This window comes from Nocardia transvalensis NBRC 15921, assembly GCF_000308875.1.
GTDB lineage: Bacteria > Actinomycetota > Actinomycetes > Mycobacteriales > Mycobacteriaceae > Nocardia > Nocardia transvalensis.
Map to the genome: position 1 here is coordinate 290,534 of NZ_BAGL01000055.1, position 10,686 is coordinate 301,219.

Genomic DNA, 10,686 nt, shown 5'->3' on the forward strand with positions numbered 1-10,686 from the left:
GAATTCACCGGACACCACGATGGTAGGCCGATGCCCCGACCGGATCGGCCGGATTTCTCAGGCGCGGTCGCGGCGCAGGATGAAGAAGTAGGGATCCGTCATGCCGCGCATATCCATCACGCCGAGCAGCGTCTCGTCGTCGACCAGCCGGAAGACGTCGATGATCGCCAGGTGGTCGTAGATCATCGCGGCGCCGAGTTTGCCGCGGAACTCCAGGTCGCGCAGCCGCGCACGGGGCGTCGGCGTGCGCAGGATCGGCTTCAGCGCGGGCAGTACTTTGCGCAGCGCCCGCACGCCCCGCAGGGGGACCCGGCCCGCCAGGCTCAGCGGCGCCCGGCGCGGATCGACCGGGAACACCGCGCCGTCCGGGCCCGCGAACAGCAGCGGCTGCACCGCGTCGGGTGCGTCGAACTGCTTTCCGTACCAGCCGGATTCGACCAGTACCCCGGCCCACGGATGTCCGGTGTCGAGTTCGGCGCCGCGCCAGCGGCCGGTGGTGATCTCGTCCACGCGTACCGGCGGGAGGCTGTCGAACAGCTCCCAGGCCTGCTCCGGCGTGCAGCCGCCCTCGCTCAGCTCGCGCAACCGCGCCGTGGGGGTGTCGACACCCGCCATCCCGTCCTCCTCATGGTGAGAACACCAGACACTAACGCTCTCACGATATCGCACTAGGCCGGCGTGACGGAGACCACGACCAGCACCCTGGACCTCGAGTGCGGTTGAGGCAGCAGCATGGTCGGCACGAGCCCACCGCTCCCCCGAACTCCCGGACCGCCCGGTCCGGGGCGCGCCCCCGCCGGCCCACGTACACCCACGGCGGGGGCGCACAACCATCCCGCACGGCCCGTCGTGGCCAGGCGTATCTCCGCATTCGCTCCGGCCGTGCGCGGACTGAGGACGGCTACGCCGACTGCGCCGTCTAGGCTGGCGTCATGCGGACCAGCCTGCTCCCCCACGTGGCCGCCGCCAACACGCTGACGCGCCGGTGGTGTGCCGTGGCGGGGACCGGCGATTTCGTGCTGTCCGGATGTGGCGTGTGGCCGCTGCTGGGGCTGCTGGCGACGGCGGCGAACGCACCCGCTCGCACGGAACTCGCTGCGGCGGTGGGGCTTTCGGCTGACGACGCGCACGAGGCCGCCCTGCGGCTACTGGCGGAACTGGACGAGGCCGAGACCGTCTCCGGCGCCCTCGGCGTGTGGGTGCGCGAGGATGTGGAGCTGCGCGCGGAGTGGGCGCGGTCGCTGCCGGAGGGCGTCGTGGAGAAACTGACCGGGCAGCCCGCGCTCGACGCCTGGGCGGACCGGCGCACGGGCGGCCTGATCGACCGGTTCCCGCTGACGGTCACCGCCGATACGCTGCTCGTCCTCGCCACCGCGATCGTCGCCCGAACCCCTTGGCTGCAGCCGTTCGACGACGATGTGCTCGAGCCCGGGGCCGGCCCGTGGCGCGGGCATCGCGGGCCCGGGCTGTCCCGGTTCTCGAGCGACCTCGGCGATGCCGCCCTCCTCGATGCCGCCGAACCGGTCACCCGCGTGACGGTGCGCGGGCGCCACGACCTCGATGTACATCTCCTGCTGGGCGACGGCGCGCCGGGCGACATTCTCGGCGCGGGCCTCGACGCGCTGGACGGTTCGATCGACGCGCGGACCGCCCTGCCGATCGGCACCGAAGGGCCGGGCCTGGTCGTGCGGGAGACCCGCGCGTTGGCGGACACGGTGCGAATTCAGGTGCCGCCGTTCGTGATTCGCTCCAGCCACGATCTGCTTCGGCACGCGGATCTGTTCGGCCTGCGCACCGCGTCCGATGATGGCGCGGGTCGTTTTCCGGCCATCTCCCAAACCCCGCTCTACGTCGCCGACGCCGCGCAGGACGCGCTGGCCCGCTTCACCCGCGAGGGTTTCGAGGCCGCCGCCGTCACGGCCGTCGCCATGGCCCGCGCCGCCGGCGTTCCCCGCCCGCGCCGGGTCACGGAAATCTCGGCGACCTTCGACAGGCCCTTCGGCTTCCTCGCCGTGCATCGGCCGACGGGCTTGGTGATCGTCGCCGGATGGGTCGCCGATCCGCCGGGCTAGCCGGTGATCTCCCACTCGTACACGGTGAGTTCGGAGGCGCCGGTCGTGTGGATCGGATCGGTCTCGATCAATTCCCTTGCGGCGTCCAGGTTTTCGGCGAGAACGAGATAGGCGCCACCGCTGCCGTCGGTGAAGCCGCCACTGCATTCCAGCTGTCCGCGCGAACGAACGGCCGCCAGCCAATCACGATGGGGCTGGACGACCGAATCGTCGAAGCGCGGGGTGCGCATGGCCATGACGAGATACTTGCGCACTACGCCTCGCCTCCTATGCCTCGCCGTCGCTGGGCGGGGTGGCGCGGGTGGCCGCGGCGGCGGCGCGGACCTGCGGGGCGACCTGGACGACCTGACCCAGGACGCCGTTGACGAAGCTCGGGGAGTCGTCGGTGGACAGCTCCTTGGCCAGCTCCACGGCCTCGTCGACGGCCACCACCGGCGGGACGTCGCCGGCGTGGAACAGCTCCCACACGGCGACCCGCAGGATGGCGCGGTCGACGGCGGGCAGCCGGGCCAGCGTCCAGTCCTGCAGGTAGGACTCGATCGAGCCGTCCACCCGGTCGAGATCGTCGGCGACGCCCTCGACCAGGATGCGGGTGTACGGGTTCACCGGCGCCACGGACTGGTCGCCGCCCGCCAGCTGCTCGCGCTCGGCGAGCAGCTCGGCAGGGTCGATATCGCGGGCCTCGGCCTCGAACAGTAGGTCCACCGCGCGGCGGCGCGCCTTGTGGCGGGCGCCCAGTTTTTTGTACGAGGACTTCTTGTCCCCGGGCTGATCGGCCACAGTCACCAGATTAGGCGTTCACGCGGCCGAGATACCCGCCGCCGTCGCGGGTATCGATCTTCAGCTTGTCGCCGGTGTTGATGAACAGCGGCACCTGGATCTCGGCGCCGGTCTCCATCGTGGCCGGCTTGGTGCCCGCGCTGGAGCGGTCGCCCTGCAGACCCGGCTCGGTGTGCGTGACCGCGAGTTCGACCGTGACCGGAAGCTCCACGTACAGCACCTCGCCGTCGTGCATGGCGACCTGCACGGCCATGTTCTCCAGCAGGAACTTGGCGCTGTTGCCGAGGATCTGCTCGCCGATCTGGATCTGGTCGAAGGTGTCGCCGTCCATGAAGATGTAGTCCGACCCGTCGTGGTACAGGTAGGTCATATCGCGGCGGTCGACGGTGGCGACCTCGACCTTGACACCGGCGTTCCAGGTCTTGTCGACGACCTTGCCCGAGACGACGTTCTTCAGCTTCGTCCGCACGAACGCCGGCCCCTTACCCGGCTTGACATGCTGGAACTCGACGATCTGCTGCAGGTTACCGTCGATTTTCAGCACGAGGCCGTTCTTGAAGTCGCTGGTGTCCGCCACTGTCCTCGGGTCTCCTATTTCGTTTCGAACGCGTTCGGCCGACCGCGATCAGTCGACCACGGTCAGCTCTTTGGTGGTCAGGGTGAGCAGTTCGGGACCCCCCTCGCGAACCACGAGCGTATCCTCGATCCGGACACCGCCGCGGCCGGGGAAGTACACACCTGGCTCGACGGTCACCGCCATGCCACCGAGCAGTGTACCCGTGCCGGTTTTGGCGATTCCGGGTGCTTCGTGGATCTGCAGGCCCACGCCGTGCCCGAGCCCGTGCACGAACAGCTCCCCGTGACCGGCGTCCTCGATCACCGAGCGGGCGGCCGCGTCGACCTCCGCGCAGCCCGCGCCCGGCTTCAGCGCCTCACGCCCGGCGCGCTGCGAGGCCCGCACCAGCTCGTACACCTCGCGCTGCCAGCCGGCGGGCTCGCCGAGCACCAGCGTGCGGGTCATATCCGAGTGGTAGCCGTTGACGACGGCGCCGAAGTCGAACTTCACGAAATCGCCCGCCGCGAGCACCGCGTCGGTCGGCCGGTGATGCGGCACGGCCGAATTCGCGCCCGCGGCGACGATCGTCTCGAAGGCGACCGCCGCGGCGCCGTGCTCGAACATCAGCCATTCCAGCTCGCGCGCGACCTGGCGTTCGGTGCGGCCCGGGCGCAGCGCGCCGCGCTCGAGCAGGCTCGCCAGCGCGGAGTCGGCGGCCGCGCAGGCGGCGCGCAGCTGCTCGACCTCGTAGTCGTCCTTCACCGTGCGCAGCTGTTCGACCAGGCCGGGCGCGGGCACCAGCTGGAGACCGCAGCCCTGCTCGACGAATCCGCGGTGCTGATCGACGGTGACGACGTGGCTCTCGAACCCGACGCGGCCCGTCTGCCACTCGCCCGCCAGCTCGAGGATGCGCCGCGCGCTCGCCCGCGCGATCTCGGCGCGCAGGTCGGGCACCTGCTCACCGACCTGGGTGGCGTACCGGCCGTCGGTGCAGATGACCGTGCGGTCCTCGGAGCCGTCCCAGGAGTACACGAGCAGTGCGGCATTGGATCCGGTGAATCCCGTCAGGTACCTGATGTTCACCAGATCGGTCACCAGCAGGGCGTCGACCCTGTTCTCCACCAACAGGTTCCGCAGCGCGGTCCGCCGGGCCGCGTGGTCGGGGCGGCGCACCTCGTGATCAGCAGGCATGGATCTACGCTACCCGCTACCGGGCCGCGGCATATCCCGCCACCCGTGGATCGGATGCGGTGCGCGACCGGCCCGCACGCTGCGGGAACCCGCTTCGGGCCCATGTTCCGAGCCGTCGGTTGTTCACATGCGTTGAAGTTGTCCACATTTCGCGATCGCCTGTTCCGCGGGACGCTCGCGAGCGGGACGATAGGCGGCATGACAGCCGGTGCGTTCGGGATTCTGACAGCGTGGTCCGCCGTGCTGAGCGCGATCGATCTCCGCATGCGACGGCTGCCCGATCCGCTCACCGTCACCGGCGCGGTGGCGATCCTCGGCTACGCGGCGGCCACCGGGCGGCTGCTCGCGGCGGTCGTGGGCGCGGCGCTGCTGGCGGTGCCGTATCTACTCGTGCACCTGACGGCCCCCGCCGCGTTCGGTGCGGGCGATGTGAAACTGGCCGTCGGCCTCGGCGCGGCCGCGGCGTGCGGCGGCGGCGCCGCATGGTTCTGGGCCGGGCTGGCAGCGCCGCTGCTCACCGCGGCCGCCGGCCTCACCGCGAAGATCCTGCGCACCCGTCGTATTCGCGCGGGTCCCGCGGACGGCACCGTGCCCCACGGCCCGTCCATGTGCCTCGCCACCCTCGCCGCCCTGCTGCTCACCGGCTGAATCGAGCACGCCTCGACGGGGATCCCGGCCAAAAACGTGCCGGGATAACAGCCGAGGGCACGGAGACCCGGGGTCACAGCGGAAGGCACCGAGAACTGGGATCACGGCAGGAGGCACCGAGAACCGGGGTCACAGCGGAAGGCACCGAGAACCGGGGTCACAGCGGAAGGCACCGAGAACCGGGGTCACAGCGGAAGGCACCGAGAACCGGGGTCACAGCGGAAGGCACCGAGAAGTGGGGTGACGGCGGCAGGCATCGAGATGCAGAGATAGGCGGCGGGACGGTGGAGGCGACGGACGCCGCGACCGTGGTGGAGGGGTCGGGGCGTGGGGCTCGAGGGGGCGGGAATGCGTCGTCCACGGTGTTCGGGCGGGTGGATCGGCGAACGCGGCGGACCGGATGTCCGGCTGACGGTGCTGACGTGGAAAGATGGACGGCGTGTTGCGCTGGATTACTGCTGGTGAGTCCCATGGTCCCGCCCTTGTCACCATCCTCGAGGGGATGGTGTCCGGGGTCGAGGTGACGTCTGCCGATATCGCCGCGCAGCTGGCCCGCCGCCGGCTCGGCTACGGGCGCGGGGCGCGGATGAAGTTCGAGGCCGACAAGGTCACCGTGGTCGGTGGTGTGCGGCACGGGCACACCATGGGCGGTCCCGTCGCAATCGAGATCGCGAACTCGGAGTGGCCCAAGTGGACTCAGGTCATGGCGGCCGACCCGGTCGACGAGGCCGAACTGGCGGAGCTGGCGCGCAACGCCCCGCTGACCCGGCCGCGCCCGGGCCACGCCGACTACTCCGGCATGCTCAAGTACGGCTTCGACGACGCCCGCAACGTGCTGGAGCGGGCCAGCGCCCGGGAGACCGCGGCCCGCGTCGCCGCCGGGACCGTCGCGCGCCAGTTCCTGCGCCAGGCGTTCGGTGTCGAGGTCGTCTCGCACGTGGTGTCGATCGGGACCGCTCGGGCAACGGCCGGTCTCGTGCCGACCGCCGCCGACCTGGCCGCCGTCGACGAGAGTCCGGTGCGCGCCTTCGACAAGGAGGCGGAGGCGGCGATGATCGCCGAGATCGAGGCCGCCAAGAAGGACGGCGACACCCTCGGCGGCGTCGTGGAGGTCGTCGTGGACGGCCTGCCCGTCGGGCTGGGCTCGTTCACCAGCGGCGACAACCGGCTGGATTCGCGGCTGGCGGGCGCGCTGATGGGCATCCAGGCCATCAAGGGCGTCGAGGTCGGCGACGGATTCGAGACCGCGCGCCGCCGCGGCAGCCAGGCCCACGACGAGATGCGGCCCGGTCCGGACGGAATTCTCCGGTCCACCAACCGCGCGGGCGGCCTCGAGGGCGGTATGACCAACGGCGAGCCGCTGCGGGTGCGCGCGGCGATGAAGCCGATCTCGACGGTGCCGCGCGCGCTGTCGACCGTGGACATGACCACCGGCGACGAGGCCGTCGCCATCCATCAGCGGTCGGACGTGTGCGCGGTGCCGGCCGCCGGTGTGGTCGCCGAGGCGATGGTCGCGCTGGTCGTGGCCCAGGCGGCGCTGGAGAAGTTCGGCGGCGACTCGCTGCCCGAGACCGTCGGCAACATCACCAGCTACCTGAAGCGGATCAGTGCGCGCCCGCACATTCCGGGCGCCGACGGTTCATGATCGTGCAGACCGACCCGCGCCGCCCGTACGTGGTGCTGGTCGGCCCGCCCGGCGCCGGGAAGTCGACGATCGGCCGTAAGCTCGCGCGCGAACTCGGCGTCGACCTCTACGACACCGACGCCGGCATCGAGCAGGAGGCCGGGCGGACCATCCCGGAGATCTTCGCCGAGGACGGCGAACCGGAGTTCCGCCGCATCGAGGAGCGGGTGGTGCGCCGCGCGGTCCTCACCCACAAGGGCGTCGTCTCGCTGGGCGGCGGCGCGGTGCTGTCGGCCGCCACCCGGGAGCTGCTGCGCGAGCGCACCGTGGTGTATCTGGAAATCAGTGTGGCCGAGGGGCTTCGGCGCACCGGCGCCAACTCCAACCGTCCCCTGCTGGTCGGTGACGATCCCGGCGCCAAATACCGCAGCCTGATGCGCGAGCGCCGCCCCCTCTATCGCGAGGTGGCCAGCGTCCGCGTGCGCACCGACGGCCGCAGCCCCGGCCGCGTGGTCCGCAACATCCTCGCCAAACTCGGCCTGGAGCCGGTCGAGACGGCGCCAGTCGATCCCCCGGCCCGCCCCGAGGGCGAGGGCACGTCCCGCCGTTCCCGTTCCCGCCGCCGGCGCAGGAACCGCTCGGCCAAGAACAGCACCGGGGACACCGCCACGGCGAACAGTCCGAGCAAGGGAGACCCCGCTCCCGCGAACAGTTCCGGCAAGCAGGGCACCGCTCCCGCGAACAGTTCCGACAAGCGGGATACCGTTCCCGCGAACAGTTCCGGCAAACGAGACACCGCTGCTACGACCAGCTCGGACAAGCGAGACTCCGTCGACACGCCCTCGGAGGACGCGGCGCACCCGAATCCCGCAGCGCAGGAATCGGATTCGCCCGCCACGGAACAGGGCACCAAGCGCCGCTCCCGGCGGTCCCGCCGAGGCGGCCGCCGCCGTTCCCGCGGTGCTGCCACCACACAGACGGCACCCAGCCCCGAACACGAACCGTCCCAACGCCATTCGCCGCCCGAAGCCGGAACCACCGGTGTCGGCCAACCGGCTGCCGGAACCCCCGAGACCGCTCAGCCGATCGGCCGATCAGCCACCGAAACGCCTAACCGGGCCAGCGCCGGACCACACGGCTCATCGACGGGCAGCGGCCCCGGCTCCACCCGCACGGCCGCCGTCGCCGCGACCGCGGGGACACCGGCGGCGCGAGACGGACGGGACCCGGCACGCCGATCCCGCCGCCGCACCGCCACCCGCGCCTCCGGCGCACCCGGAGCCGCCATTCCCTCGAAGACCGCCGAGGCGAGCCACGAATCCGCCGTCCCCACGAACACCACCGACGCGAGCCACGAACCCACCATCCCCACGAACACCACCGACGCGAGCCACGAACCCACCATCCCCGCAAACACCACCGACGCGAGCCGCGAACCCGCGATCGCCGCGAAGACCGCTGAGGGCGAATCCTCTGCCGCACAGCCGGTTTCACCAACGACAACCGGTACCCACGTAGAGGCGGGGCAGGGCGGTGGGCGATCGCGCCGACGGTCGGCGTCTCGTCTCGCCGGTCCGCCCGGCGCGGGCGCCGAGCCTGCGTCGCGGGCGGGGCATCCCGGGGAACACACACCACGAGCACTAGCAGAATCGGAGCAGCAAGCATGACCGATCCCACCCGCATCGAGGTCCGCACCGCCGACCCGTACCCGGTGATCATCGGGCGCGGACTGCTGAGCGAACTGGTCGAGCAGGTGACCGGCCAGCCCGGCGTCCGTACGGTCGCGATCTTCCACCAGCCCCCGCTGGCGGAGACGGCCGAGGCGGTGCGCCAGGCGCTGGCCGACGCCGATCCGGGCAGCGCCGGGGACGCGATCGACGCGCATCGCATCGAGATTCCCGACGCCGAGGCCGGTAAGGAACTGCCGGTGGCCGGATTCTGCTGGGAGGTGCTGGGCCGCATCGGCCTCACCCGCCGCGACGTGGTGATCAGCCTCGGCGGCGGCGCGGCCACCGACCTGGCCGGATTCGTGGCCGCCACCTGGATGCGCGGGGTGAAGGTCGTGCATGTGCCGACCACCCTGCTGGCGATGGTGGACGCGGCGGTCGGCGGCAAGACCGGCATCAACACCGACGCCGGGAAGAACCTGGTCGGCAGCTTCCACGAGCCGGCGGCGGTGCTGGTGGACCTGGCGACGCTGGAGACGGTGCCGCGCAACGAGATCGTGGCCGGGATGGCGGAGATCATCAAGGCCGGTTTCATCGCCGACCCGGTCATCCTCGAGCTGATCGAGCGGGATCCGGAGGCCGCCCTCGATCCGGCCGGTGCAGTGCTGCCCGAACTGGTGCGTCGCGCGATCCAGGTCAAGGCCGATGTGGTGGCCGCCGATCTCAAAGAAGCCAGCCTGCGCGAGATCCTCAACTACGGCCACACCCTCGGCCACGCCATCGAGCGCCGCGAACGCTACCGCTGGCGGCACGGCGCGGCGGTGTCGGTGGGCCTCGTCTTCGCCGCGGAGCTGGGCCGCCTGGCCGGACGCCTCGACGACGCCACCGCCGACCGCCACCGCAGCATCCTGGCGAGCGTCGGCCTGCCCACCACCTACGACGCCGGCGCGCTCCCCCACCTGCTCGAGACCATGCAGACCGATAAGAAGACCCGCTCGGGCGTCCTGCGTTTCGTCGTCCTCGACGGCCTGGCCAAGCCCGGCCGCCTCGAGGGCCCCGACCCGAGCCTCCTCGCTGCGGCCTACGCCACCATCGCCCGCGACGAGCCCGTCACCGACGGAGCCGTCCTGCTCTGAGCCGAAGAAATCGGGGCGCGCCACCGACGACGGTGCCGCGCCCCGATGAATTCCTCACGACCACATCGCGATTCGCCCAGCGGGGCGACTACGACGGCGGCGAACCGCCCAGCGCCTACAGGGCGGAGGCGGCGTTCGGCGGCGGGGCGGGCTCGGCCTTCTTCGCCTCGCGGCCCACGAGGAAGCGGCCGAGCGCGACGCCGACCATGGCCGGGACGAAGATCAGCAGGATGATGAACGAGGCCCCGGCGGTGATCTCGAAGCCGAGGCCGTTGTCGCCGAGTTCGAACTTGGGCAGGTAATCCAGCACCCAGGCGATCACGCCGCTGCCCAGGCCGCCCACGATGCCCGCCTTCAGCCAGCGCATGGTGAGGTCCTCGCCGCCGCGCTCGGGATCCGGATTCTTGCGGCGGTCGGCGCGGCCGTCGAGCAGACCCCACGCGACGACGGCGGCGATCAGCACGATCAAGCACAGGATCCGCATCCACGCACCGTGCGTCGGGTAGTAGACCATCCCCCAGCCGAGCACGGTCCGGAGGACCACGGTCAGCACTCCGAGAGCAGTGGCACGCAACACCCACGCATTCATGTCGATCATCCTAACCTGCCGATCGAATCCGAAAACAGCAACCTGTTACAGAAACCGAGGCAGGGCGCCGACCGGGCGATCCGTCGACCGCGCGCGACCGGTCAGTGGGGGGCGGGAATCCAGATGTCGTACCGGCCACTGCCGTCGTTGCGCTGCGCGCACTCCGCCTGCGGATGCCATTGCGGCGCCTCCTTCAAGCAGAAGCCCAGCGAAATGTCCGACACGCTCTCCAGACAGACGTACCCCCACCGCGGCGACTGCGATGCGCAACCGGCGGCATGTGCCGTCGGTTGCCCGGCCAGCACGAATGCGGACGTACCGACAGCCATCGCCAAGGCGATACCAACTCGAGTGAACATGACTTCGACCCCTCCCCCTGAGTCCCTGAAACGCGTTCCCCGCGAGATGCGTTGAACAACAGGA

The 10,686-nt window shown here is 71.1% G+C and carries 11 protein-coding genes and 1 pseudogene; 5 read left to right on the top strand and 7 right to left on the bottom strand.

The genetic code is table 11. The features are described 5' to 3' along the window. Positions 1-57: 57 nt before the first annotated feature. The gene (locus ON41_RS18135; protein ID WP_040748789.1) at positions 58-615 is read right to left on the bottom strand and encodes a DUF4334 domain-containing protein; all 558 of its coding nucleotides are present in this window, start codon (positions 613-615) and stop codon (positions 58-60) included. A 317-nt stretch (positions 616-932) separates the two neighbouring features. Here ON41_RS18135 and ON41_RS18140 point away from each other — a divergent pair, with 317 nt between their 5' ends. Continuing rightward, the gene (locus tag ON41_RS18140; protein ID WP_040748790.1) at positions 933-2,072 is read left to right on the top strand and encodes a serpin family protein; all 1,140 of its coding nucleotides are present in this window, start codon (positions 933-935) and stop codon (positions 2,070-2,072) included. On the opposite strand, the gene ON41_RS18145 is transcribed toward ON41_RS18140, so the two are convergent. Genes ON41_RS18145 through ON41_RS18160 form a run of 4 tightly spaced genes read right to left on the bottom strand, consistent with a single transcriptional unit; the run spans position 2,069 to position 4,599 of the window. Next, positions 2,069-2,326, bottom strand: coding sequence for a YciI family protein (locus ON41_RS18145; RefSeq protein WP_218003492.1), 258 nt, complete (start codon positions 2,324-2,326; stop codon positions 2,069-2,071). The two genes, ON41_RS18140 and ON41_RS18145, sit on opposite strands and share 4 nt — an antisense overlap. A 13-nt stretch (positions 2,327-2,339) precedes the next feature. Further along, entirely contained in the window at positions 2,340-2,852 is a 513-nt protein-coding gene (gene nusB, locus ON41_RS18150) for a transcription antitermination factor NusB (protein ID WP_040748791.1), read from the bottom strand. A 10-nt stretch (positions 2,853-2,862) separates the two neighbouring features. Beyond that, on the bottom strand, positions 2,863-3,429 hold the full coding sequence (efp, locus tag ON41_RS18155) for an elongation factor P (RefSeq protein ID WP_040748792.1): 567 nt from the start codon (positions 3,427-3,429) through the stop codon (positions 2,863-2,865). 48 nt (positions 3,430-3,477) lie between these two features. Next, positions 3,478-4,599, bottom strand: coding sequence for an aminopeptidase P family protein (locus ON41_RS18160; protein ID WP_040748793.1), 1,122 nt, complete (start codon positions 4,597-4,599; stop codon positions 3,478-3,480). Positions 4,600-4,797: 198 nt separating this feature from the next. Here ON41_RS18160 and ON41_RS18165 point away from each other — a divergent pair, with 198 nt between their 5' ends. The 4 genes and pseudogenes from ON41_RS18165 (at position 4,798) to aroB (ending at position 9,674) form a co-directional block, all read left to right on the top strand. After that, positions 4,798-5,247 (top strand): prepilin peptidase, encoded by a 450-nt coding sequence (locus ON41_RS18165; RefSeq protein ID WP_040748794.1) that lies wholly within the window; start codon positions 4,798-4,800, stop codon positions 5,245-5,247. 439 nt (positions 5,248-5,686) lie between these two features. After that, positions 5,687-6,892 carry a chorismate synthase gene (gene aroC, locus ON41_RS18170; RefSeq protein ID WP_083905444.1) on the top strand — a complete coding sequence of 402 codons (1,206 nt, stop codon included), beginning with the start codon at positions 5,687-5,689 and terminating at the stop codon, positions 6,890-6,892. Then, a pseudogene (locus ON41_RS41085) lies at positions 6,889-7,407 on the top strand (shikimate kinase); the annotation flags it as partial. The gene aroC and the pseudogene ON41_RS41085, both read left to right, overlap by 4 nt. 1,127 nt (positions 7,408-8,534) lie before the next feature. Continuing rightward, positions 8,535-9,674, top strand: coding sequence for a 3-dehydroquinate synthase (gene aroB / locus ON41_RS18180; protein ID WP_040748796.1), 1,140 nt, complete (start codon positions 8,535-8,537; stop codon positions 9,672-9,674). A 115-nt stretch (positions 9,675-9,789) separates the two neighbouring features. Here the strand turns inward: aroB and ON41_RS18185 are convergent, their stop codons facing one another. Continuing rightward, positions 9,790-10,263, bottom strand: a complete 474-nt coding sequence (locus ON41_RS18185; RefSeq protein ID WP_246461603.1) for a B-4DMT family transporter — start codon at positions 10,261-10,263, stop codon at positions 9,790-9,792. Between the two features lie 101 nt (positions 10,264-10,364). Beyond that, positions 10,365-10,592, bottom strand: a complete 228-nt coding sequence (locus tag ON41_RS18190) for a hypothetical protein (protein WP_246829551.1) — start codon at positions 10,590-10,592, stop codon at positions 10,365-10,367. Between the last annotated feature and the right edge of the window lie 94 nt (positions 10,593-10,686).

Excerpts from the sequence above, each read along its gene's own strand:
- ON41_RS18135 (WP_040748789.1), bottom strand. The coding sequence starts at position 615 with ATGGCGGGTGTCGACACCCCCACGGCGCGGTTGCGCGAGCTGAGCGAG.
- ON41_RS18140 (WP_040748790.1), top strand. The coding sequence starts at position 933 with ATGCGGACCAGCCTGCTCCCCCACGTGGCCGCCGCCAACACGCTGACG.
- ON41_RS18160 (WP_040748793.1), bottom strand. The coding sequence starts at position 4,599 with ATGCCTGCTGATCACGAGGTGCGCCGCCCCGACCACGCGGCCCGGCGG.
- ON41_RS18165 (WP_040748794.1), top strand. The coding sequence starts at position 4,798 with ATGACAGCCGGTGCGTTCGGGATTCTGACAGCGTGGTCCGCCGTGCTG.
- aroB (WP_040748796.1), top strand. The coding sequence starts at position 8,535 with ATGACCGATCCCACCCGCATCGAGGTCCGCACCGCCGACCCGTACCCG.
- ON41_RS18185 (WP_246461603.1), bottom strand. The coding sequence starts at position 10,263 with ATGAATGCGTGGGTGTTGCGTGCCACTGCTCTCGGAGTGCTGACCGTG.
- ON41_RS18190 (WP_246829551.1), bottom strand. The coding sequence starts at position 10,592 with ATGGCTGTCGGTACGTCCGCATTCGTGCTGGCCGGGCAACCGACGGCA.